Below are 25011 nucleotides of genomic sequence, written 5' to 3'. Positions count from 1 at the left end.
AGCTCGTGCGTTATTCCGAAATTCTAACGCTTGAATGTGCTTAAACCTTTATGCCGAAATTGCTCACGCCTTAAAGCGTTTGCAGGATGATGTCGGCTATTTATTAACTGGCGATAGCAAGCGGTGCGAGAACTTGTACGTGTTCACCTTGCTTGCGAACTTCAAATTTAATGAGCTTGAGTTCGGGTTGTTCAAGGCATGTGCCAGTTTCTAAGTGGTAATGCTGCTTGTATAAGGGCGAAGCTACGTAAGGCTCACCGCTTAATGAACCAATGATACCACGTGACATTACATTCGCTTTGCCGACAGGGTCGTAATTAGAGAGCCCATAAAGCGTGTCGCTGCGCTTACAATAAAAAATAGCCACTTGGTTATCGTCTACTTTGGCGCAAATTCCACCATTTGGGGTTAAGTCCCGGGTGCTACATACGGTTGTCCAATTTTCCATGACTTTCTCCTAGTCTAAAATTGAGTCTTTAATTATTTGTGTATTAACTTATTCAAATTCTTGGCTTTGCTGAGTTGTCGTTACTGTCTCTATTGGAGTGAGTAGGGAAGTGACTTGCTGAGCATGCCAGTCACTTCCTTGCGTTTTATGTCGAACGCTTTGTCTCACTCTGTTCTATTAACGGTTACGAAACCTCAGTCACTTTGATTTGGTCTGCGTTGGCTAGCTTTTCATCACGTTGTGAATCTGAAGAAGAGCTCAAACTTGGCTTTGGAAAGCGCTGCTCTCGTTCTTTGATGAAAGAGAGACTGGTGTCCATTTCTTCGCTGTTGATGTAGTGCTGGAAGCGTTTCATCTTTTCAGGGTTTTCGATGGTGGTTTTCCACTCACACTGATATTTTTCGATATTGAGGGCGATATCTGCTTCAAGTTCTTCAACAACATTGAGCTTGTCTTCAATCACGACTTGTTTGAGGTATTCAATGCCGCCTTCAAGGTTTTCCATCCATACAGATGTACGTTGTAGGCGATCTGCGGTACGTGTGTAGAACATCAGAATGCGGTCTATGTATTGCAGAAGGGTGGTTTCATCAAGGTCGGTAGCGAAAAGGTCACCATGGCGAGGGCGCATACCGCCGTTACCACAGATGTAGAGGTTCCAACCTTTGTCGCTTGCGATAATGCCGAAGTCTTTCGATTGCGCTTCTGCACATTCACGAGTACAGCCAGAAACTGCAAACTTGGTTTTATGTGGCGAGCGCAGCCCTTTGTAGCGGTTCTCTAGTCGAATCGCTAAGCCTACGCTGTCGTCGATACCGTATCGGCACCAAGTGCTACCCACACACGACTTAACAGTACGAACCGACTTACCGTAGGCGTGGCCTGTTTCGAAACCTGCATCAATCAGCTTTTTCCAGATGATAGGCAGTTCGTTGAGCTGTGCACCAAACAAATCGACACGCTGACCACCGGTGATTTTGGTGTAAAGGTCGAACTCTTTCGCGACCTCGCCAAGCACGATCAATTTGTCAGGGGTGATTTCCCCGCCTGCAATACGTGGCACAACTGAATAAGTGCCGTCTTTTTGCATGTTGCCTAGGTAGATATCGTTGGTGTCTTGCAGTTCAATGTGCTGATCTTCTAGGATGTAATCGTTCCAGTAAGAAGCCAGAATAGAACCGACAGCAGGTTTACAGACGGTACAGCCCAATCCATTGCCATGAGAATCCAATAGCTCATCGAATGTCTTGATTTTGTTGACGCGGATAATGTCGGTAAGTTCTTGACGAGAATAGGCAAAGTGCTCACAGATATCGTTTGAGACTTCCACACCTAAGTTACTCAGCTCGCTATCGAGAACCTGTTTGGCAAGCGCAGAACAACCCCCACAACCTGTTGAAGCATTGGTTGTTTCTTTCAATGCAGCCATGGTGGTGCAGCCTGCAGATACGGCGTCTTTGATATCGCCTTTGGTCACATCAAAACACGAACAAATCACGGCGCTATCAGGCAGAGCTTCAACGCCCATTGCTGAGCCAGAATCGTCCGCGAGGTTTGGCAGAATAAGCACGGATGGATTTTCAGGAAGAGGCATATCGTTTTGTTTGATTTGCAGTAGTGACCCGTAAGCCTCGGCGTCGCCCACCAATACTGCACCAACAATCTTTTTACCGTCCGCTGAGATGATAAGGCGCTTATAAACTTGCTCGATTTCGTCGTTATAAGTATACGATTGAGCGCCTTCTGTTTGGCCGTGTACTTCGCCAATACTGGCTACATCAACACCAAGCAGTTTGAGCTTGGTGCTCATGTCGGCACCAGTAAACGAAGCGTCGCTCGCTCCATCAGAGATGATATGCGCTGCGGCGACTTTCGCCATTGAATAGCCAGGCGCCACTAAGCCGAAGATCTTGTTGTCCCAAAGTGCACATTCACCAATCGCATACACGTTCTCGATGTTGGTTTGGCAATGATCGTTAATCACGATGCCGCCACGTTCACCAATGGCAATATCAGAGCTACGAGCTAGGGCATCTTGAGGACGAATACCCGCAGAGAACACAATCATATCGGTTTCTAGATGGGTGCCGTCTGCAAAGTTCATGCGGTAGCGAGCGTTCTCACCCGCGACTATCTCAGAGGTTGCTTTCTCGGTGTGAACTTGCACGCCAAGGTCTTCAATTTTTCTGCGTAAAAGCGCACCGCCACCGTCATCTAATTGTACGGCCATCAGGCGAGGAGCGAACTCCACCACATGGGTTTTCAAACCAAGGTTTTTGACTGCGTTTGCGGCTTCTAAGCCAAGCAGGCCGCCACCAATCACCACGCCCGATTTGCTGCCTTTGCTTGATAATTCAATGGCGTCTAAATCTTCGATGGTGCGATAAACGTGGCAGTGTTCTTGGTCGTTACCGGGAATAGGGGGAACAAAAGGGAATGAACCGGTCGCTAGAATCAATGTGTCATAACTCTCGGTATGTCCTGATTCCGTCACAACGCACTTATTTTCAGTATCCAGTTGAGCGACTTTCGCGTTTAAAAGGTAATTGACGCCATTGCTTTGGTAATATTCTTCGCTGGTTAATGCCAAATCTTCGGCATTTCCGCGCTTGAAGTAAGCTGTAAGCTGAACTCGGTCGTAGGCCAACCTAGGTTCTTCGCTGAAAGTAATCACATCAAACTCATCACTTTCTGACTGCAATATGTTGTCGATAAATTTGTGTCCAACCATACCGTTACCAACGACGACGATCTTCTTCTTGCTCATAATCCATTCCTTATTCTCGGCTTCATTGTTTATAGCGTTAACGTTTATAGCGTTTAACTTCTAATGGTTAACAAATGAATACCGGGTTGAGATTCCACTCAATTCATCATTATCAAGAAAACAAAAATTGTTTTTCTAACTCTTGGTTTCTAGTGGAGCAAGGAGGATGCCAAATTATAATTTAGCAAAGTAAATAAAATTTAATTCATACTTTTCAATCGATTAAGATTTTCGGGTGGCACGCAATTACCCCTAAAGTGGTATGTAATTTTTTTGTTAAATTTATGGAAATGAGCGTTTGTGGTGCAACATTCAGCAAGATGGTGCAAAAAATAAGTTTTTCATATCAAGCATTTCTTGGTAACTGAGTTTTAATTGTTTTTGTTTTATTAAGTTGTTGTTTTTATTTGTGTTTTGTTATGTTCGTGATTCTTTGATTTAATGGCGTGTTATTTGCTTGATCTAAATAAATACAATTATGGATAATTGAGCGAGAAACGGATGAGTGATTCAAATAGTGGCTGGATAAAATCGACATGTGCCTATTGTGGTGTTGGCTGCGGAATAGAAGCGAGGCCCACTGCATTAGGTAAGCTTGAAGTGCGCGGTGACAAAGAACATCCGTCGAATTATGGAAAGTTATGTACTAAAGGCATTGCTCTAGGTGAAACCGTAACACCTTTAGGTCGTCTTACTCAGCCTACTCATATTCAGAATCAACAAAAACACGAACTCGTATGGGATGACGCCACTCAATTGATCGCTGATAGGTTTAACCAAACCATTGAAGAGTTCGGTCCTGATTCGGTTGCGTTCTATGTCTCTGGTCAACTGTTAACAGAAGACTATTACGTTGCCAATAAGCTGATGAAAGGCTTTATTGGCAGCGGAAACATCGACAGCAACTCAAGGCTTTGCATGGCATCGAGTGTTGTTGGACACAAGCGTGCATTTGGTAGCGACACGGTGCCTATTTGTTATGAAGATTTAGAGCACACCGACTTGGTCGTGATTACTGGCTCAAACTTAGCATGGTGTCATCCGGTTCTTTTTCAAAGGTTAAGAGCAGCTAAGCAAGTGAATCCCAAACTGCAAGTGATCGTCATAGATCCTCGTTATACCGACACATGTGAAATAGCAGATCAACATTTAGCGATTGAATCGGGCTCTGACGTGGCCTTGTTTAACGGGTTACTTTCATACTTAGCGGATAATGATGCACTTGATGAAGCCTACATAAGCAAACATACAGAAGGCTTCCAACAAGCGATCAAGTCAGCAAAGAAGTATGTTTACCACGCTGATTCAAGCATCAATTCAGAGCAAAGCGTCAGCCAACTGACCGGGTTAGCGGAACAAGAGGTTGAGCGCTTCTATCGCGCGTTCGCTTCTAAACAAAAAGTCGTCACCATTTATTCTCAGGGCGTGAATCAGTCGAGCCAAGGTTGTGACAAAGTGAACGCTATTCTCAACTGTCATTTAGCCACCGGAAAAATCGGACAAGCAGGTATGGGGCCTTTCTCTGTGACCGGGCAGCCCAACGCAATGGGCGGTCGCGAAGTGGGTGGTTTAGCGAATACGCTAGCGGCGCACTTTGAGTTTGGGGATGAGAAATCACACCAAACGGTGAGTAACTTTTGGCAAACCGATAACTTAGCAACCAAACCCGGCTTGAAAGCAGTCGAGTTGTTTGACGACATGCTTGAAGGCAAGATCAAAGCGGTGTGGATTATGGCGACCAACCCTGTGGTGAGCCTTCCAGACAGTGCGAGAGTGAAAGCAGCGCTAGAAAACTGTCCATTTGTGGTGGTGTCAGATTGCATTGCCGATACTGAAACCACACGCTTGGCCGATGTTGTGTTGCCTGCGCAAGGTTGGAGTGAAAAATCGGGTACCGTGACCAACTCCGAGCGCCGTATATCAAGGCAGCGCCGCATATTGCCAAGCCCAGGTGAAGCTAAACCTGATTGGTGGATGATTAAAGAAGTGGCGCAGAAAATGGGTCATCAACATGCCTTTGATTATCGTCATGAAGGGCAGATATTTGAAGAATACTGTCAAATGACGGGTCTTGACAATACTGACGGTAAAACGCGAGACCTGTGTTTAATTGGTCTAACCAAATTGGACGATAAAGGTTATAGCGAGCTAAAACCCCAGCAATGGCCCGTATTAGAATTACAGCAAGATATCGTAAATAAACGAATGTTCACTGATGGCGAGTTTTTCACTAAGTCAGGAAAAGCCCAATTTGTTGCGGTTGAACATGCTTTGCCATTAACGACGTCTTCACCAGACTATCCGCTTATTATGAACAGCGGACGAGTGCGCGATCAATGGCACACTATGAGTCGAACAGGGCTTGCCTCATCACTTGGAGACCACACTCCCGAGCCGTTCATTGCTGTTCACCCTGAAACCGCCAAGAAATTTGGATTGGAAACGAGCACAAACCAAACCAACCAGGTTGTTAAAGTGAAAAGTGCTCAAGGTGAGTCTCAAGCGCGCTTGGTATTAACCCAAGAGATGCGTAAAGAGCAGGTGTTTATGCCGATCCACTGGAACGGCACCACGGCCAAAGACAGCAAGCCGTGTGACCTGATTTTACCTAACACCGATTCCAATTCAGGACAGCCAGAATTTAAACACACACCTGTGATGTTAGAAGCATGTGCTTATCGCAGCGAAGCGGCACTGGTCAGTGATAAGGTGATGGATTGCAGCAGCTTTGATTACTGGGTTAGACAGAAAGTCGAGGGCGGATTTTTGTATCGTATCTCGTCATCTAAGAATCCTATGGAGTTGGTGATTCAGCTTGCCAACACACTGGATGAATTACCCGAACCCAACGCAGAAGCGGTTAAATCACTCCATTATCACGGCAATAAATCGTTCAAGAACTATGGTTCAGCCAAGCTTGGTGAGTTTGGTGTGAAACAAGCGTTCGTGGTGAACAGTAACCTAGATCATGAAAGTATCAACTGGCTGGTGGAATGCCTAACCCGAGAAGCCAATGAAGAGTTTGAAGCCGAGTTTTTGAGTACCATGGCGAAGTAGGTAACTTGATATAAAAGATAAGTCGGAGTTGGCTGACTTATCTTTTGTAAACTAGCAAATAAATTGTGTTAATGCCGTTGAACCCTTAGGCTCCCTAGTTTAGTGACAAGGTGCTATTTCGGGTTTTGTTTCACCATTCGATGTTTTGAAGTTGTGCCACAGCGTCGACATTTCAGCTGTCATTTCTTCAGTCGAGAAGCGATACAGCTTTATTTTGGCAGTAATAGGTGAAATGGTTTCTGAGAACCTAACCAATAAACCTTGTTCTAATTCTTCTTGAACAAATCCCTCCGGCAACCACGCCACTCCGTGGCCTGATAACGCCATTGATTTAAGAGAGTGTGTGACGGCGTTTTCGTACACGATATTAAAATTACAACGGCTTTGGGCTATTGAGCCGTGTTTCTCTAATACTTGTGCAAAAAAAGTATTAGATGGGTAACTGAGTAAAGGTACGTTCGAGTTTTTGCAATCTTTATACAGCGCCGCGCCATCACTTTTGGTAGCGACTACCGGGATTAGACGTTCACGCCCAATAGTGACCGACTCGACCTCAGGGTTCGGTACGTAGAGGCGACTTCCGTTGAAAGAGAGACCGATAAGAAAGTCCGAACGATTATCGATAAAGGCTTGCACTGAATCATGTAAGTTATTTGGGCTCACGTAGACTAAGACTGTTTTAAACGTATCGGTGTACTCATTAATCATCTTATTCACTACATATTCCGACAATGAATGCTGGGTGTGAAATGTGACTTTTGTTTCATTATTGTTAACTTGCCTGACGGTTTCTAACCGAGCGTAGTCTATCTGTTGTTTGAGATCATTCGCGTGTTTTAGAAAGCGAAATCCTGCTTTGGTGAATGTGGCGGGGTAGGTGTTTCTATTTACAAGGTCAGTGCCGACCCATTCTTCTAATAGCTTGATTCTTCTGCCAAAAGCAGGTTGAGTTATATTTCTGGCCTTTGCTGCTTTTGCGAAACTTCCGTACTGAGAAAGGTGCAAAAAATCCTCAATCCACTTTAAGTCCATGTGTCGAATCCTTGTCCAGAAATTATTAATGCCGATGTTTTGTTAAACAAAAGTTAACACCCCTGTTAACAAAAAGCATTATCTTTCGAGCGATATCACGGGCTAGTGTAATTGGGTGTTAAACAGACAACTAACGAAACACTGATTGGAGAATAGAGATGCATTTATCGCGTTATCCTCGTTTAAATTTTGCCCACTTGAACACCCCATTAGAGCTAATGGAAAATCTGAGTGAAGCGTTAGGAGGCCCAAACATCTGGATTAAGAGAGATGATTGTACAGGCCTTGCTGGTGGAGGTAATAAAACTCGCAAACTGGAATTTTTGATGGCGGACGCCGTTGAGCAAGGTGCTGACACCATCATTACTCAAGGGGCTACTCAGTCGAATCATGCACGTCAAACAGCGGCGATCGCAACCAAACTGAACATGGATTGTTTGGTTTTACTTGAAGACCGTACTGCCAGTGATGATCCTGATTATAAGTTCAACGGCAACGTAATGCTGGACCAACTCTTCAACGCTCAATTATCTAAGTACCCAGGCGGCACGGATATGAACGCTGCAATGGAAGATGTGGCTGCGACACTGCGCACTCAAGGTAAAAAGCCGTACATAGTACCTGGCGGTGGCTCCAATCATATTGGCGCTCTTGGTTATGTAGATTGTGCATTAGAAATCCTAAAACAAAGCAATGACCAGAACCTTAAGGTTGATCATGTCGTACATGCGACGGGCAGTGCGGGGACTCAAGCGGGTTTGGTTACCGGTTTTGCTTTGACCAACAGCCAAATCCCAGTTCTTGGTATCGGGGTACGCGTTGATAAACCAACGCAAGAAGGAAATGTCTTCAAATTGGCTCAACGTACCGCTGAGCACTTGGGCGCTGCAGATGCGGTAAAGCGCGAAGATGTTGTGGCGAATTGTGACTATGTTGGCGAAGGCTATGGGATTCCTGCACCTTCAACGATCGAAGCGATCAACATGTTCTCTCGTTTTGAAGGTATTTTGCTTGATCCAGTGTATTCGGGCAAAGGGGCCGCGGGTCTTATTGACCTAGTTCGAAATGGTCACTTTAAGAAGGGCGAGAACATTGTCTTTGTGCATACCGGAGGCGCTCAAGCGTTATTTGGTTATCGTGACAGCTTCGACTTTCCTAATTACGAGTAATGGACAGGAGTGAGACTTTTCAATCAGACCTTACCCATGAATCGTTACTGTTAGTACAGAGATACTAACAGTAAGAAGATTTAATGAAATGTTGTAAATGGAGATTACATGAAAAAATCAATCAAATTAGCCAGTTTAATTATTGGTGGATTACTGTCTTTCAATGCAATGAGCAAAGAAGTAATTAGGCTTTCTACTTATGTGAATGAATCGGACATCAGGTATGAAGGGTTTAAAAAATTTGCGGAAATAGCAGAAGCAAAATCCAACGGAAATCTGAAAGTCAGAATCTATCCATCCTCCACGCTACATGGTTGGAGTGAAGGCGTTGATGCTGTTCAAGGCGGGGTTGCGGACATCAGTTGGATCAGTGCTGATAATCGACTTTCATGTTATCGAACAACTTCGTTATATCCGTCAGCGGTTGATTTGAGCGGGCAGTTAGACATGGATTCTCAATATCGTGATCTAATTACTCCGGAGGCGAATCAGAACGGCTTGGTTCCTCTCATGAACTCTAACTACTCTTATGACCAAGAGTGGTGGTTCAACGAGCAGGTAAATTCTGTTGAAGAGTTTTCCAATCTAAACGGCAAGTTGGTTCGTTCTGTTGGACCGTTAGTGAGCAAGATGATTGAAGGTTGGGGAGGCAAGCCAGTCTTTATCTCTCCTAAAGAAGTGTTTCAGTCTGCGGAACGTGGTGTTGTTGATGGCATCAATATGGGTGTAGCAACCTATAGCTCATGGAAGCTTTGGAATGTGATGCCACACATGGTGGATGCGGGAATATTTTACGGCAACATCATGTACATGATGAATAAAGAGCGATTTGACTCGCTTTCCGAAACGGATCAGCAAGCGCTATTAGAGGCAGCAAAAGAGACTGAAGCTTGGTTAAAACCTCAATATGAAAAGTGGGTAGATGCGAGGATTGCAGAAGCCAAACAAGAAGGCGGTACGGTTCTTGAGCTGACCTCAGAGCAAAAGCTTAAGTTAGTTTCTGATATTTCCACGTCTTGGGAAAGCGAACTGAAGAATGATTGTGGAACAGAGCTTTCAATTAAGATGAAAGACCTCTTTGCTGCGAACTCAATCTAGGGATAGAAACTATGGAAGGTAAATTCAGAAAAGCTTTGGATACTTCAACGAATGTACTGCTGTATTGCGGTGGTGTAATCGTTATTGTCCAAGCTTTCTGGATTACCTATGGCGTATTCATGCGATACGTAATAGGTAGTCCTGATGGGATGGTTACAGAAGCAACGGCTTTGATGCTAGTACCATTAGCGTTCGTTGGCCTCTCATACGCACTCAAGGCAGATGCCTTTCCCAAGGTGACGATTTTTATCGATCAACTGTCTAAAGGGAAAAGAGACTATCTGGAAATTGCGAATAACTCACTGATGATGATTATCTCTGTTTTCTTCGCTTTGGCTGCCTTTAAAGGGCTATCTAAGTCATATGTGTCGCTTGCTGCCTCAGAGATATTGTTGTGGCCTAAGTACTATTTTTGGGCCGGAGTTTTTGTTTCATTACTCAATTTATCTTTGGTTTCTATTTTAAAATTCTATGACTCGATAATGCATAAACTTGAGTCAATTCGTGGCACGACTTCTGTGCCTCAAGTAAAGCTTGGAGAATAATATATGCTTGAGTGGTATGAAGTTGGTCTCGGCTTGATGGGGCTACTAATTTTATTTATTGTGATGGGTTTACCAATCCCATTTGCATTGGCGGGCGCATCCGTTCCGTTTCTTCTTTCAATTCAGTCTTTTTCTACAACACTTGTTACAGCCGAGCTCAAAATGTGGGGTGTGTGGGTAGATTACGTTTTACTGTCGGTTCCGCTGTTTGTGTTATTAGGGGAGTTGATTGGCCGGTCGAACATAGGGCCCAATCTGTATTGGTTTATGCACAGCAAGGTACCAATCACAGGTTCTGCTGCATACGGGAGTGTTGGTGCCTGCGCTGGGTTTGGTGCTGTATGTGGTTCAAGTATGGTTGGCTCGTTGACCATTGGTGGCGTCGCTCTTCCTGCAATGTTAGACCTTGGTTACGACAAAAAACTAGCCAGTGGGGTGCTCGCGGCTGGAGGAACACTCAGCGTTCTGTTACCGCCAAGTTTGATTCTTCTCTTTTACGGAATAGTGACAGATCAGTCGATCGGGCAATTGTTTATTGCAGGTGTTGTACCGGGCTTAATTTTGGTTTCTTTTTTCTTCCTTATCATTAAAGGATGGAGCGTCTTACAAAAAGGATCCGTACCAAAAGCTGACGATAGTGAAAGTATCCCTTGGGGGTTAGCATTGAGCGCGATAATTCCAGTGATGGTTATCGGCCTTATTATTACAGTCTCCATCTATGCGGGTATCGCGACCCCTACTGAAGCGGCAGGTGTATCTTGTGTGATTACCTTGCTACTTGCTATTACTGTTGGGGGAATGGATCTCAAAGGGTTCTTTGAATCAATCAAAGCGACCATGAAGACGATGGGTTATTTAGGCTTATTACTTTCTTCTGGTGTGCTTTTTGGTTTTGTGATGACTTACTATCAAGTGCCACAAGAGTTTACTAGCTTGTTTACTTCTCTGGAACTATCGCCATACACGACGCTTGCACTGATTATTTTATTCTACATTATTTTAGGCATGTTCTTAGAGCCTGTTTCGATGACATTCATAACTCTGCCAACCTTGTTTCCTCTGATTCAAGCTTCAGGCTTTGACTTGATTTGGTTCGGTGTCATTTACACCATAACGATGGAAGTCGCTGTATTGACTCCTCCTGTTGGCCTAAATTTGTATGTTATTCAATCTATTGAGAAAGATCGTCTGACTATTGTCGATGTCATTAAAGGCTGCTTGCCTTTCATTGGTGCTCTCATATTTTTGATTGTACTGATGGTTATCTTTCCTCAGCTTGCCGTGTGGCTACCAAATGTTATGGGGTAATATGAATGAACGTTAACGTACCACTAGTGATGATCCATGGATTTTTAAGTGGCCCAGAATATTGGAGTGCTCAAGTACCTTTTTTAGAGAAAAACATGCAAGTAGTCCCTGTTTGTTTGAAAGGCTTTGGTGAGCGTTCTGCTGAGACAGCTTTTGAAACGATTCAAGAGATGGCCCAAGATGTCATGTCACAACTTGCACTGCTTGGAATAAAGCGTTTTCACCTAATAGGGCACTCAATGGGAGGAATGGTCGCCCAGCAGATTGGGCATAAATGGGCTGAACAAGTCGTCAGTTTGACCTTGTACGGAACAGGACCGAAAGGCGACTTGCCTGGTAGGTTTGAACCATTACAAGAGAGCATCAAGAATGCATCCTCTTTTACCTATGGCGACAGTAAACAGAGGGCTGTGTCTAGTTGGTTTAAAAATGAATTAGCACCTCAGGTGTTCAAGCAATCGATGCAGCTTGCAGACAAGGTTTCGTTTCAGTCCTATCTAAACGGACTCATCGCAATGAACAGTTGGAATGGTGAACCCTATATCTCTCAATACAGAATGCCAGTATTAATTATATGGGCGGACTCAGATAAAACTTATCCATGGGATGAGCAGGTATCAGTATTGTGGAAGGGTATTGAGCACAGTTCTCTGTGTATCATTAACGATTGTGCGCACAATGCCCACATTGAGAAACCATTGCACTTCAACGTAGCTTTTGGGGAGTTTTTGCAAAGCGTTGGTTAGCTTCTCTGCTAGCAGTTCAAAGGGAGCAGGAAAGGTGACCTTCAGCGGGAACATTTTGAGTACTTTATTTACAGCTTATATCCAAACGAAAAGCCGACAATCATGTCGGTTTTTTTTTTGCAAATCCGGTAGAAATTATATCAACGATCACGTCATCCATAATTTACTAACCATCACGCCTCATACAGATCTAGGCCAACAATCTTTGTTTGGATGAAGAAGTACATGAGGGAAATGATAAGTAATACACACATTCACATAATTTCTTCATTCAATTTTAGCTATACGGAATACTTCTGCTTTTCGTCATGTATGATACGGTTATATTGGTAAGATGCTGTTATTAAATGAGTTATTTAACTAAGTATGAGATGGTTAAATTATTAGACAGAAATGCGCTAGTGATAAAAATCATAATTATTCAGTTTAATAACTGCTGTGCTTGGAGAGGAAATGGTCAGGGAAGCGACAAAAGACGACTGTGTAAAATTAGCGGCATTGTCCATTAAAGTCTGGCTAGACACATATGCGAGAGAAGGGGGCAAAACTGAATACGCTGAGTATGCCTTGTCTACTTTCACGGCAGCCTACTTCTTTGAAATATTGAATACCACTAAATATCGTGTGTTTGTAAGTGAAGAAAATGAGGTTATTCAAGGCTACGTAATGGTTAACCTTGAATCGCACTACCAGACGTCTGGCAATGGCTTTGAAGTAGAAAAACTTTATGTAGATAACATTTTCAAAGGTAAAGGGATCGGTCGAAAGCTTTTGAATGGAATCGAGAATCAGTTTGGTAATAAATACTGGCTGTACACGTGGGTAGAAAATGAATCGAATGGCTTTTATGAACATTTAGGTTTTAGTCGAATAGGTTTACTGACTTTTGAGTTTTCCGGATCGTTGATAGAAAACAACGTGTATCAATCAGCTCACACACATTGAATCTAGTTAGTCCTTTAGTGGGTAACACTGAACAACCCTTCTCGATAAATCGTCGCATAGTCATAGAATTCGAGTGGCATAGGCATAGTGAGGTAAAGATGGAAAAGGCGAAATTCATTCAGCAGCACCTTATTGAAAAGGGTGTCCCTGCAGACCTAACGAGGCCAAATGCCTTTATTTGGTCAAAGTATACTAACGTGTCTCAAACGCCTCTGGTGTTTCAATCGCTTCAAAAAGTATTCTTGACGTATGGATTATCGATGGCGGTAATTTGGGGGTCTTTGATGTGGATGTTTACTTGGCACTCAGAGCCCGAACATTGGAAAACTTACCTTATTTCATCTGCTATTTTCGGTTTCTTTATGGGGCTTGTTAATGCGTTCAGAATCGTCAAAGCACGAAAAAAATTGGGTGAGAAGAGTTGGGAAAATTGGTGTAAGAAAAACTACGGATAAGCGCGATAACAAGCAGTTAAAATGATTCGTAATACTTGGTATTTAGGAGTTTAAATTAGATGTATAAACTAGAGATTTTTTGTACGCCTGAGCAACAAGATCTAGTTTTGAGCACCTTACATGAGTCGGGTGTCGATAGAATTGGAAACTATGATCACTGTTGGGCTATTGGTTCTGTTATCGGTTCTCACCGAGCTCTTGATGGCTCTGCGCCTGTGTTTGGGTGCAACGGGAAAGTCGAAAACTACCCGTTATTAAAAGTTGAAATCAACGTGGCAAAGAGCCAAGTGAAACCAATCGTTGATCAGCTTAGAGTTTGTCTCGGCTGGGAAGAGCCTTTGGTCAATGTTTTCAAAGTTTGTAATTCGGAGTTTGCTCTTTGAGGTATATCTTCTTGATATTTACAATAGCGCTATAGCCAAAGATTTGCCAGACGAATACGTTACGCCTTGCATTTTGGTGAAATGGCAAACGTTACACAACACTTAACACCGCGTTGGCGATAAAAGGTAAATTGAGAGTTATGTGGATAGAACAGAGCCTGATTGAAGGTGAGCATGTTGCTCTTGAGCCTCTTACTATGGGGCATGTATCTGAATTAATCGAGGCCGTGAAAGATGGAGAGCATTGGAAGCTATGGTTCGCTAATGTACCGAGCCCAGAAAAAATGGAGCAATACGTTGTTGATGCTATCGCTCAAATGCATCTAGGTAATATAGCTTATGCCGTGCGAGCTAAAACCACCAATCAAGTAGTAGGGACTACCCGTTACTATGGCGTTGATAGACCAAATAGACGTGCTTTGATTGGTTATACCTGGTATTCAAATGTGGCTAGGGGAACACTGATAAATAAAGAGTGTAAATACCTTCTTCTAAAACAAATATTTGAGCGCTATGAAGCCATTGCAGTCGAGTTTCGCACTCATATTGGGAATGCCGTCTCTCGAAGAGCGATTGAAGGGCTTGGTGCAAACCTCGACGGAATCTTGCGTAATCATCAAATCTTAAAGGATGGCTCGGTAAGAGATACGGTTGTGTATTCAATTATTGACTCGGAGTGGCCAGAGGTTAAGCAAGGCTTTCTGAAAAAACTGAGTCAACAAGAGCCTTAATACAAGGAAGTAAGTATGGAAAATTATTGGAATCCGATGGTTCCTGAACTATCCGTTAGCAACTTTGAGCGCTCGCTTGCCTTTTATGTTGATGTACTTGGTTTTTCTATTCGCATAAGGCGTGAAACCCCTGATTTTGTGTATCTCGAACAAGAGCATGTGCAGATGATGTTAGAGCAAATCAGTGATGAAGGATGGATTACTGGTGAGCTTGAGGCTCCCTTGGGGCGAGGTGTGAACTTTCAGATTGAATTAAGTGACTTAGAACCTCTAGTAAAACGTCTCCAAACCCACAAAGTGTCCCTGTTTCGTGAGATGAAAGAAACTTGGTATGACATTGGTGAAAAGTTGTCTGGGGAGCGTGAGCTTCTTCTCCAAGATCCGGATGGTTATCTGTTAAGGTTCACTCAACACCTCGGAGAAAAACCGAAGACTTTAGTGTGAACTCATTCATTGTTTTCCAGACTAGCCAAATCGACCATCAAACCTAATCGCGGATTCATCAGGCGCGCTAAAGGTAAACCTGTAAGACTCAGGATTACAGTGCTAACAACGGCTTAGAGTGATTCTAAACACGTGGCATTCAACCATGCAGTGCCACTTCTTACCGTAGCGTTTTATTGTTTAACAGAATATCGGAAACTAGTCAGAGAGATACAGAGAGTTATGATACGTAATTTTTATACTTGCGATAAAGAAACAGATGAAAGCAGTCATGATGGAGAGGGGTCGATAGACATCTATCGTGCGTTCAGACGTAAAGACTTTGATGGTGCTTGGGATTTTGCCATCCGTGTTGTCATGCCACCGGGAAGTTCTATGGGGGAGCACTCTCATGGAGACGATGAAGAAATGTATATTATTCTGAAAGGTGAAGGCACGATGATCATTGAAGGTGTCGAGACAAAAGTGAATGCGGGAGACATGATAGTAAATAAACGTTTTGGTACCCATGGCTTGGCTAATACATCAAAAAATGACATTGAGTTGTTAATCATTCAAGCCAGCCTGAAGTAAAGCGTCAAGCTAGAAATGTTGGTACGGCCGCAGTGCCGTACCGTCCCGATTAGGCGCTAGGCAATGAGGCATTCATAAGGAGTAAAGAGTGAATCATCAAGTTCGTGTAGGTGTGGCTGCGGTCATTTTTCGAGAAGGGCGTATTTTACTTGAGCTGAAAGATGATGAAAGCAAAGAACGTATTGTGTTTTCAGTGGCTTAATTGGCACATCTATAACAAGCGATTCGACACGCTTGACATGTGAAGTATGCATAAATTTATTAGCGTGTTCAGTTGGTTTCAGAGGAACAAATGAAAGAGTTTAAGGTAAAGGGGAGTAACGCGATACTCAGGTATCATGATCTTCCCGGTTCGGAAATGCCTATTGTGTTTATACACGGTATTGGTTGTGCTTCCTCGTTTGATTATCCGGTCGTTGCGGCCAGTGATTGGTTACTTCCTCATCGGCGCATTCTTGTTGATTTATTAGGTTCTGGGTTTAGTGATAAACCTTTGGATTTCGATTACTCCATCGGTAGCCACGCGGCTTATCTTGAGGCGTTTATTCAATCTTTGGGTTTGGATAAATTTGTTATCTATGGTCACAGCATGGGTGGCGCCGTGTCGGTTGTGTTGGCTGAAAAAGTTCAACCACAACTACAGGCCTTGGTGTTGAGTGAGGCTAACCTTGATTCTGGCGGAGGGTTCTTTAGCAAAAAGATTGCGAGCTTCACCGAGCTTGAATATATGAATCACGGTCACGCACAGATAGTGCAACACAGCATCGATGAGCAAAATACCCAATGGGCTGCCAGCTTAGCCGTGAATTCAGCGGTAGGTACTCACAGGCAAGCCGTATCCTTGATAGAAGGGCAGCGCCCGAGTTGGCGTGATAGGTTGTATTCTCTGAACGTAAACAGAACCTACCTATTTGGTAGTGAATCTTTGCCTGACAGCGATACAGAAGAGCTAAGTAACCACGATATAGCGATCAGCGTTGTTTCTGATGTTGGGCATTCAATGGCGTGGGAAAACGCCGATGGGCTAGCTGAAGCCATTAGGCGCGCGATACCAATAGCTTAGCCTGCAATTCAAGTTGATATGGTGTGTCCGGTGCGAATAAGCACCACATAAATGTGGCAGATTCTCGGTAGGGGGAATCCATCTCATTCGTTATCTTCTAAAGGAAAAATTATGATTTTTACTACGACAGAAAGTGTTCCAAACCGTGAGATTGAGGAGATTCTGGGTGTTGTAACTGGAAATGTTGTCCAAACAAAGCATGTTGGTCGAGACATTATGGCGGGTTTTAAAAGCCTTGTTGGTGGTGAACTAAAAGGCTATACGGAAATGCTTTCAGAGGCTAGGGATACAGCTATTCAACGTTTAGTTTCTGAAGCGACTGACTTAGGTGCTGACGCAATTGTGGGCATTCGGTTCTCTACTAGTGCAATAATGGACGGCTCGTCTGAAATCATGGCTTTCGGAACTGCGGTAAAGTTAAGAACATAACAAGCCTTCATGAATCAAAACCGACACTTGGTATTTCTTCGGTGTTGGGTCTATTGTTTTCTTGAAAGCTAAACAAACAGGGCGCCAATAACAGGCGCCCTTTGCGTTAGTTGGAAACGCTGTAAGTGTCGTAGTCGCGGAGTAAGAATAGTGCGATACAGGCTGCGAACATTGGCCAAGAGGCAAAGAACAGTAGGTTGTTGAACGGGTCCATATATTTACCAAAAGAGGCGAAGGTGGAACCTGCGTGCAGGATTAAAATTGCGCCATAGGTATACTTTTTCCACATGCCGACAACGAACGCGCCTAAGAAACCTAATTGCGCGACCCCCATAGCCATTATCGAATTATCCGAGATGTCGATTCCGTAAAAGCCAGACAGTACTTTTGTTGCATGCTCAGGTACAAGGATCTTATCTAAGCCCCAGAACAAGAAGACGATAAAAATGCCAATTCTCAGCAGCAGTAGGCTAGTAGCCAGTTTGGTTTGAAGTTTCTTTTCCATGATATCCCTTGTGATGCACTCAACGATGCGATGAAATTAAATGTTCTTCAAAGAAGACCCATCGTATTCGCGTTTTCTTTCGTTATTTTTGAGGGCCTTATGTAACAAGGAGTGTCTGTTTAGTGGGTTTGATGGTGGGTGGCGTTAATGGAGATGTAGGTAGAGTTTGTATGCTACGAGAAGTCAGGTTTAAATTCTTGATTTTAGCGTACTTGGCCGTGTATATAAGTTATTGGCGCAGCATAAGCCATTATCATTCGTTGAGCCTGATGTTCATTGACTAAGATGCGGTTGATGAGCTTTTGAAGTTGCTCTATTTCTGGCAACTGCTTATGCTTTATTTGTTTTTCTAGAGCGAGCACTTGTTGTGCCAACATGTTTAGCCCGAGGTTCAAAGCCATCCCTTTTAAGGAGTGTAAAGTCTTTCTTATAGATTTAAGGTCCTGCTGAATATAGGCCTCGATGAGTTGATCGATGGACTCCTCAAGCTCTTTCGATGTTGATTTCAAAAGCACGATCAAGTCGTGGTGGTTTTCTTTAAACGATTGAATAACCTCTGATTGACTGATCTCTTCTTCTGTTAGGCTGAGCTTATCAATGGGTTCTCTGTGAAGTTCGATAACATTACTTGTTATATCAGTCGTGGATTCGTCGTTAGCGTGCTTAGGAAGGCGTGAAGAAAACTGTTGTAAGGCATCGAAGAAACTCTCTTGCTGCAACGGCTTTGTTAAAACGTGGTCTGCACCCGCTTCAATAAAGCTGTCATGAGCCTCGCGAAACACATCGGCGGTATAAGCAAATATCAGAGTGTTTAAGCCAAGTTGTTGTCTAATAAATTGCGTTGCCTCAACTCCGTTCATTTCAGGCATGTGATTGTCCATTAAGATGAGGTCATATTTTGCTGTCTTCAGATATTCCGTCGCGATTCTTCCATTTTCTGCCTGTTCAACATGGTATCCGAGGTTTTCACAAAAACCTTTAGCAACAATTGCGTTAATGCGGTTGTCTTCTACTAACAGCACATTCAACGGGTTATTGAATGGCTCGTCAGTGCTAATAAGAACTGGGTTGGTCTCTGTCGATTTGTGCTCTTGCCAGGTGATAGGTAATGAAACTTGGAACTTGGTCCCGAGCCCAACGGCACTGTTTAGAGTTATCTCACCTCTCATTAACTCCACGAGCTTTTTAACGATAGCTAACCCAAGCCCTGTACCACCAAATTTTCTTGTTGTGGATGCATCCGCTTGTTCGAACGGGTTGAATATATGCAGGTGCTTATCTTTCGGGATCCCGACGCCAGTATCCGTTATTGATAAAAGGAGCTTATTGTCTTGATGATTAAGGGCCAATTGAATCAGCACGTGGCCTTCATTGGTAAACTTTATCGCGTTGCCCCCTAAATTAAACAAGATTTGGCGTAACCTCGCGCAGTCACCAATAAGGTCTATGTTATTGGGCACCTCGTTGTCGACGATTAAACGGATACTCTTTTCATCTGCCATCGGTTTAATTGCACTGCAGACAGGTCGAATAACTTGTTCAAAGTTAAAGGGAGCAATATCCAGTTCGAGTTTGTTTTCCTCCACTTTAGAGAAATCTAGGATGTCATTGAGTATTGTCATCAGGTGTTGACCCGAATCGAGGATGACTTCGATGTTCTCTTTGGTGGCCGGTTCTTTAGTCTGGGAAGCTATGATCTGCGATATGCCAAGCACGCCATTCATAGGGGTGCGTATTTCATGACTCATCGTTGAAAGAAATTCACTTTTCGCTTTAACGGCGGCTTCGGCTTTTTTACGTTCAGCAATGAGATCACGATTTGAGGCGTGCATTTGGTTGTTACTTTTAACCAGAGTCGTCGCCATTTTCTGGAAACTGTGGGTGAGTTGAGCAACCTCATCGTTACCGCTCATTGAGGGGCTTCGGTCAAGCATGGAAGCGACTTGCTTTAAATGACCAGCCGCCACTTGATTGGCCGCGTTAAGGAGTAGGTGAATACGTTTCTTAATGCGATTGGATGACCATGCTGCGACGAGCAGAGAAATGAACGTTGAAAAAAGTGTTCCTAGAAACAGCACATAACTGGTTTGGTTGGCGGAGTATTCGGACTCTTTTACTCGAATTTGAATGAGCTTTTGTTCGATTGAAATAAACTCGGCTATCTCATTACGAATTTTATCGATAAGTTGTTTGCCCGTTTGTTTTTGGGTTAAAGCAATCACATTTTGCATCGTAGTTGTGCCATTGCCGACCAAGCTACGCTGGGCGATTTCTTTTTCACCTGCTTCCTTAAGCCATTGCTTATGAAGTGCATCGATGTTTCGGAGGCGTTCTACTTGGCTGGGGCTATCGCTTACTTGTTCACAAAGGGTATGAACTTTTTGGTTCCATACATCAAGTGCTAGGTGATAAGGCTCTAGGAATACAGGGTCACCCGTGATGAGGTAGCCCCTTTGACCCGTTTCCATATCAATGGCTAGGTTTAGAAGCTCCTGAGCGCGAGCAATCGCCTTATGAGTGTGCACAACCCAGTGATTGTCTTCGACTATTGATTGGGTGTTTTGATGGACAGAGAATGAGACAAGAACCATTAATGCAATAGGGATGGAAAAGCTAACTAATAGTTTTCTCTGTAGAGAAATATCATCAAACCAACTCGCAAACATAAAAACGCGTATTCCACACAATAGAAACCTATTGTTATTGTAGGTTAGATCGTTAGGTGTACAAATGCATAGTGTGTGGTTGGGTAGGTTTTGACCCTGAAAAGATGGCTAAAGCTCTAAAAGTAGAGCTCTAGCAACCTTTGCGTTACGAATGGTGACGTAACACGGTGTGACAAAAACGTATTAGTTTGATTTAGGAATGATCTAATTCTGGTGAAGAGGGTTCAGATTCCTGATATTCATGACTAGATTCGATATGTTGCTGCTTGAGCAAGCTGATGGTTAGGCTTATCGGCATCGGCTTATAAAAATAGAAGCCTTGGATGTAATCGACGCCTAATTTAGACAAGATTTTCACTTGTGACTCATACTCGACCCCTTCAACGATCACTTGCATGCCTAATGTGCGTGATAGCTGGAGCATGGATTCTAATAGTGGAATGCCAAGGCTTGATTCGTCTGAAATGTTTTTCACAAACACGCGATCAATTTTTAGAATGCTAAATGGAAATTGTCTCACAAAATCTAAGCCTGCATAGCCAGTACCAAAGTCATCAATCGCGACTCTTACGCCCATATTCGACAGCTTAGTCAGGTTGTCTCTAATCTTAATCATATCTGCATCAGAACATTCACCATCCTCTGTGACTTCAAAGACCACCTGCTTGAGAATATCAGGGTTCTTCTTATAAATACTAATGACTTTGTTTGCGAAGTTACTGTTGGAGACAACATTCCGGCTTATATTGACGCTAATGTACTTTGACTCAAATAGCGTTTGATTATGTTTGATCGTGTTCAACACTTCACGCAACACAAAGTAAGTAAGGTCTTCTATCAGCCCCAAGCTTTCTGCAAGCGGAATGAATATGGCTGGGGAGACGTTACCTTCAATAGGATCGTTCCACCTAAGGAGTGACTCACAGCCTACTATTTCAGTTGTATTTTGGTTGACGATAGGTTGCATGTGTACATGCAGGTGGTTGTTCTTTAAAGCACTAGAAAGCGAATACTCCAAGCTACGTTGGCTCTGTTGTTTATGTTTGATGGAAAGAAGACTAATGGTAATGATTCCAGCCATAAGAAAGCCAAACCATGAGTAACTCAACAGGAAGTTAATATAATATTGATATCCCACGTATGACGTGATGGTAAATGGGTAGGCATCCGATTGTATTCGTACCTTGGCTATGTGCGCGTCAGTATCCGATGGGTAAATATCTCTTTTTATCACTTCAACTTTGGTTTGAATGCCATGGCTGCTAAGGTTTTTTTCTACGAGGTCATAGATGAAGTGCGGCGGTATCATCAGACTCACGCCTATATCCTCTTTGTTTGAGAAGATGAGCATGATGGATTGAACTTGAGTTATGGCTGAGTTTGAATACGATAGCGTTGTTAAATTCGGGGCGTCATTGAGTCGCTGTCTGATGGTGCTAAATAGGCGGAACGAAACCTCACCATCGGTGGTTGAACAGTAAAATAGGTTGTCCTTATTGAATACCGCGGCTTCTTTTACCCAGTCGGCATCAAAAACGTTTTGGCGAAGCTGTCTAACAATCGAATTGCAAGGCTGGTCAGGCGTGATTTCTGAGAGAAAATGGTCAAACCTCGATTGGATTCCTTCAAGCCTCGTTTCAACTAACCTCGATGAATCTTCGGTTAAAGTTTGGTAATGAGACGGCGTGAAAGGAAGAAGCAATGCCATCGAAAAAAAGAACGAAATGGCAAAGTAGAAAGATGTTTTAGCAAAATGTTGGTACTTGATATCCATAGTTGGAGTAACGTTGCCGATTATGGTGAACATTCAATTTAATTTATAAACTTAACGATAGTAGCGCAAGTTTATGCATAAATAGTGTGAATGAACGCATGAGTTATTTATTTAAAGAATGTGTTTTCTATTTTTACCAGTTAAATCTTGGTGTTATCTCGTTTTTTCTTAGTTAGATCGGTGTTATTTTGTACTTTCACGCGTATAAAAATTGCTTATAACCCTATAAATTTTGTTGTTGCATGGCTAAGTATTGAAGGGAGTTTAAATATTGAGCCGTGCTTTAATTAATCAAAAAAGTCACTGATGACAGTAGTTAGGACGTTTATGAAAAGACTTATACCAGCATTAATATTGGCCTATTTTTCTTGTTCTGCATTGGCGGGCGAACACGTTATAGACTGCGAAAATGCGATGACAACAATAGAGATTAATCATTGTGCGTCTATTAAGTTGGAATCGGCACAAATGGAACTCGATAAATACCTGACCGCGAGTTTTGAGCACAATGCTTATGATGCGGAATTGGTCAGTTCAATCAAGGTGGCTCAGGAGAGTTGGCAAACTTACCAATCAGCGCATTGTGATTCTGTGTATACGCAATGGCGTGATGGTTCGATTCGAGGCCTCATGGCGCTTTCTTGCAAAACTAAACTGACTAAACAAAGAACGCATGAGGTGTGGGAAAACTTCTTAACCTATATGGACAGCACTCCTCCTGTCTTGCCAGAGCCAGTGTTAGAAGTAGAACCCAAATAGTGGAATAACCGAGCGCAAATGCTTTTTTGAGTGTGCACTCGCTTCAACCTTTGGCGTGTGAATAAGAAAGCGATAGGGGATTGTCTTACTCTGTCGTTCTCAGTCTCTAGTTTGAAGTAATACAGTTTGAAGTAATACAGTTCGGAGTGTTACCTAGCAAGGATTCAATTGTGAATAATGTCAGCATCACCCTCGTTCAGCTTGAAGTTGAATACAAAAACAAACAAAAGAACCTCTCGCGAGTTTCTGAGCTTTTAGAAGCAGAGGCGTCAGTGGGTGATATCACGTTACTGCCTGAACTGTTCTCTACTGGGTATATCTTTAACGAGGCTGCAGAAATTCATGAACTGTGCGAAGACTTCAATAACAGCCTTACCATTGATTCGTTAACTCTACTTGCCGCGAAACATCAGACATTAATCGTTGCCGGTATCGCAGAGAAAGATGATGGCCATTATTACAACAGTGTCGTTGTTGTGGATGCTTGTGGCTTACGCAACAAATATCGAAAAGTCAGCCAAACGAAATTTGATAAAGAGTACTTTTCTAGAGGGAGCGAGCTCCTTACTTTTGAACATAAAGGCTTAAAGTTTGGCGTCGCGATTTGCTTTGATATCTGGTTCCCAGAGATCATCAGAGGGTATCAATCGGTCGACGTTATTCTTCATCCTGCGAATTTTGGTGGTCATCATAGTTTTGCCATTGCCCAAGCAAGAGCCTTAGAAGAAGGGTGCCATATCGTCACTTGTAATCGTGTTGGGCAAGATGTAGTCGATGCCTTTACCGCAACGTATTGTGGTAGTAGCAGAGTTTATTCCCCTAAAGGTGAAGCAATGCTTCAACTCTCGGAAAATCAGGCCGTTGAGACGGTAGAGGTTGAAGATTTGTCTATTGCGCCTCAGTACAATGGTATTGATGTGTTAGACGAAATACAGCGGATATCGTCTGTGTTGAGTCGTTAACAAGATAAGTGAAATGTAATAGGATCGAAAAGGGCAAGGTTAGATAACCTTGCCCTTTGTTATTTTGGTTTGTTGCTTGCTTTGCTGCTTTGTTTGGCTGCTTAGGCTTGTTGCTTAGGTTTGTTGGAAATGGGTTTGCTAGAAAGCGCTCTAAATCGCTTTAACACTGCTTCGTTCTACTAATGTCGGCTCAAGTTCGACAACTTGCGGGTCAGAGTCAGGTGCTTGTAGTCTGTTTAAAAGTGTATCTACAGCGGCTTGGCCTAAGCGATGTTTTGGCTGGTGGACCGTACTTAACGCTGGTGTCATGTATTTCGACAAGTGGATGTCATCGTAGCCAATGATAGAAAGATCGTTAGGGATCGATGTACCATCTTGCGCCGCTGCGTGAATCACACCCATTGCCATCATGTCATTACTTACAAACAGCGCTGAAGGCATTTCGCCACGGGTTTTTAATGTTTGATAAGAGTCAAAGCCGCCATCACATTCGAAGTTTGATTCAACAATCCATTTAGGATTGATCTCGAAGTTCGCTTCTTCCATCGCCTGTTTGAAACCTTGATAACGAGATGAAGCTTGGTTGCGGTGCAGTGGGCCGGTGATACAACCGATTTGAGAGTGTCCATTATCAATCAAGTGCTTAGTCGCCATGTAGCCACCTTGATGAGAGTTATCTTGAATCTTATCACTCGCAAATAACATCGGGCCCCAGTCCATTACTACGACAGGTAACTCAGGGTATCGATCAAAGACATCGATATGTTGCCCTTCAAGGGTTGAACACATCAACATTAAGCCATCGACACGCTTTTGCAGCAAAGTATCGATGGATGATTTCATGCGTTCACTGTCGCCTTCGGTATTACATAAAATAAGGTTGTAGCCTTTTTCATAGCAACGACGTTCAACACCTTTTACTACTTCCCCAAAGAATGGGTTAGTGGACGTGGTAACCAACATACCCAAAGTTTTGGTTTGCTTCATTTTCAAGCTACGTGCCAATGCAGACGGTGCGTAATTGAGCTCTTTAGCTGCACTGTTAACACGTTCAGCTATTTCTTCACTGACAAAACGCGATTTGTTGATCACATGACTCACGGTAGAAGTCGAAACCTTTGCGATCCGAGCGACATCTTTCATTGTTGCCAT

Annotated in this window: 23 protein-coding genes; 16 read left to right on the top strand and 7 right to left on the bottom strand. The window is 43.2% G+C overall.

Going from position 1 to position 25011, the window contains the following annotated elements; genetic code table 11:
- Positions 1-103: 103 nt before the first annotated feature.
- Both nirD and nirB read right to left on the bottom strand, forming a co-directional pair.
- Complete coding sequence (nirD, locus tag AC3CH4_RS15615; protein ID WP_488543979.1) at positions 104-448, bottom strand: nitrite reductase small subunit NirD; 345 nt, start codon at positions 446-448, stop codon at positions 104-106.
- 184 nt (positions 449-632) lie between these two features.
- Complete coding sequence (gene nirB / locus AC3CH4_RS15610; protein WP_488543978.1) at positions 633-3215, bottom strand: nitrite reductase large subunit NirB; 2583 nt, start codon at positions 3213-3215, stop codon at positions 633-635.
- A gap of 501 nt (positions 3216-3716) precedes the next feature.
- Here nirB and AC3CH4_RS15605 point away from each other — a divergent pair.
- Positions 3717-6272 carry a molybdopterin oxidoreductase family protein gene (locus tag AC3CH4_RS15605; RefSeq protein WP_488543977.1) on the top strand — a complete coding sequence of 852 codons (2556 nt, stop codon included), beginning with the start codon at positions 3717-3719 and terminating at the stop codon, positions 6270-6272.
- 99 nt (positions 6273-6371) lie between these two features.
- Here AC3CH4_RS15605 and AC3CH4_RS15600 read toward each other — a convergent pair whose 3' ends face one another.
- The gene (locus AC3CH4_RS15600; RefSeq protein WP_488543976.1) at positions 6372-7304 is read right to left on the bottom strand and encodes a LysR family transcriptional regulator; all 933 of its coding nucleotides are present in this window, start codon (positions 7302-7304) and stop codon (positions 6372-6374) included.
- 158 nt (positions 7305-7462) lie between these two features.
- Between AC3CH4_RS15600 and cuyA the strand changes: the two genes are divergently transcribed.
- From cuyA to AC3CH4_RS15535, 13 genes are all read left to right on the top strand, one after another.
- Positions 7463-8473, top strand: coding sequence for a D-cysteate sulfo-lyase (cuyA, locus tag AC3CH4_RS15595; RefSeq protein WP_145565790.1), 1011 nt, complete (start codon positions 7463-7465; stop codon positions 8471-8473).
- A 108-nt stretch (positions 8474-8581) separates the two neighbouring features.
- Entirely contained in the window at positions 8582-9571 is a 990-nt protein-coding gene (locus AC3CH4_RS15590; protein WP_145565789.1) for a TRAP transporter substrate-binding protein, read from the top strand.
- 11 nt (positions 9572-9582) lie between these two features.
- Positions 9583-10116, top strand: a complete 534-nt coding sequence (locus AC3CH4_RS15585; protein WP_145565788.1) for a TRAP transporter small permease — start codon at positions 9583-9585, stop codon at positions 10114-10116.
- 3 nt (positions 10117-10119) lie between these two features.
- A complete protein-coding gene (locus AC3CH4_RS15580; protein ID WP_145565787.1) occupies positions 10120-11424 on the top strand; it encodes a TRAP transporter large permease in 1305 nt (434 codons plus the stop codon).
- Between the two features lie 5 nt (positions 11425-11429).
- On the top strand, positions 11430-12170 hold the full coding sequence (locus AC3CH4_RS15575; RefSeq protein WP_488543975.1) for an alpha/beta fold hydrolase: 741 nt from the start codon (positions 11430-11432) through the stop codon (positions 12168-12170).
- Positions 12171-12623: 453 nt separating this feature from the next.
- Positions 12624-13115 (top strand): GNAT family N-acetyltransferase, encoded by a 492-nt coding sequence (locus AC3CH4_RS15570; protein WP_171307906.1) that lies wholly within the window; start codon positions 12624-12626, stop codon positions 13113-13115.
- Positions 13116-13213: 98 nt separating this feature from the next.
- Positions 13214-13570 carry a DUF6404 family protein gene (locus AC3CH4_RS15565; RefSeq protein ID WP_017082412.1) on the top strand — a complete coding sequence of 119 codons (357 nt, stop codon included), beginning with the start codon at positions 13214-13216 and terminating at the stop codon, positions 13568-13570.
- A gap of 59 nt (positions 13571-13629) precedes the next feature.
- On the top strand, positions 13630-13953 hold the full coding sequence (locus tag AC3CH4_RS15560; RefSeq protein WP_102442418.1) for a YqfO family protein: 324 nt from the start codon (positions 13630-13632) through the stop codon (positions 13951-13953).
- 140 nt (positions 13954-14093) lie between these two features.
- On the top strand, positions 14094-14684 hold the full coding sequence (locus tag AC3CH4_RS15555; RefSeq protein ID WP_065681367.1) for a GNAT family N-acetyltransferase: 591 nt from the start codon (positions 14094-14096) through the stop codon (positions 14682-14684).
- Positions 14685-14699: 15 nt separating this feature from the next.
- Positions 14700-15128, top strand: coding sequence for a bleomycin resistance protein (locus AC3CH4_RS15550; RefSeq protein ID WP_102446736.1), 429 nt, complete (start codon positions 14700-14702; stop codon positions 15126-15128).
- Positions 15129-15350: 222 nt separating this feature from the next.
- Positions 15351-15701 (top strand): cupin domain-containing protein, encoded by a 351-nt coding sequence (locus AC3CH4_RS15545; protein WP_171307904.1) that lies wholly within the window; start codon positions 15351-15353, stop codon positions 15699-15701.
- Positions 15702-15993: 292 nt separating this feature from the next.
- On the top strand, positions 15994-16764 hold the full coding sequence (locus tag AC3CH4_RS15540) for an alpha/beta fold hydrolase (protein ID WP_488543974.1): 771 nt from the start codon (positions 15994-15996) through the stop codon (positions 16762-16764).
- Between the two features lie 111 nt (positions 16765-16875).
- Positions 16876-17193 carry a heavy metal-binding domain-containing protein gene (locus AC3CH4_RS15535; protein ID WP_017082406.1) on the top strand — a complete coding sequence of 106 codons (318 nt, stop codon included), beginning with the start codon at positions 16876-16878 and terminating at the stop codon, positions 17191-17193.
- A 106-nt stretch (positions 17194-17299) separates the two neighbouring features.
- Here the strand turns inward: AC3CH4_RS15535 and AC3CH4_RS15530 are convergent, their stop codons facing one another.
- The 3 genes from AC3CH4_RS15530 to AC3CH4_RS15520 all read right to left on the bottom strand — a co-directional run bounded on the left by AC3CH4_RS15530 (position 17300) and on the right by AC3CH4_RS15520 (position 22138).
- On the bottom strand, positions 17300-17698 hold the full coding sequence (locus tag AC3CH4_RS15530; RefSeq protein WP_488543973.1) for a hypothetical protein: 399 nt from the start codon (positions 17696-17698) through the stop codon (positions 17300-17302).
- A 203-nt stretch (positions 17699-17901) separates the two neighbouring features.
- Positions 17902-20364: a CHASE3 domain-containing protein gene (locus tag AC3CH4_RS15525; RefSeq protein WP_488543972.1), complete on the bottom strand. Its 2463-nt coding sequence runs from the start codon at positions 20362-20364 to the stop codon at positions 17902-17904.
- Between the two features lie 193 nt (positions 20365-20557).
- Entirely contained in the window at positions 20558-22138 is a 1581-nt protein-coding gene (locus tag AC3CH4_RS15520) for an EAL domain-containing protein (protein ID WP_146453877.1), read from the bottom strand.
- Between the two features lie 327 nt (positions 22139-22465).
- Here AC3CH4_RS15520 and AC3CH4_RS15515 point away from each other — a divergent pair, with 327 nt between their 5' ends.
- Positions 22466-22897: a lysozyme inhibitor LprI family protein gene (locus tag AC3CH4_RS15515; RefSeq protein WP_054547011.1), complete on the top strand. Its 432-nt coding sequence runs from the start codon at positions 22466-22468 to the stop codon at positions 22895-22897.
- A gap of 170 nt (positions 22898-23067) precedes the next feature.
- On the top strand, positions 23068-23859 hold the full coding sequence (locus AC3CH4_RS15510) for a carbon-nitrogen hydrolase family protein (RefSeq protein ID WP_488543971.1): 792 nt from the start codon (positions 23068-23070) through the stop codon (positions 23857-23859).
- Positions 23860-24009: 150 nt separating this feature from the next.
- On the opposite strand, the gene AC3CH4_RS15505 is transcribed toward AC3CH4_RS15510, so the two are convergent.
- Positions 24010-25011, bottom strand: a complete 1002-nt coding sequence (locus AC3CH4_RS15505) for a substrate-binding domain-containing protein (RefSeq protein WP_017074037.1) — start codon at positions 25009-25011, stop codon at positions 24010-24012.

It is taken from the genome of Vibrio sp. QJM3NY_26 (assembly GCF_057786005.1).
The sequence above is the reverse complement of the archived record's forward strand: the minus strand, read 5'-3'. Positions and strand labels throughout refer to the sequence as shown.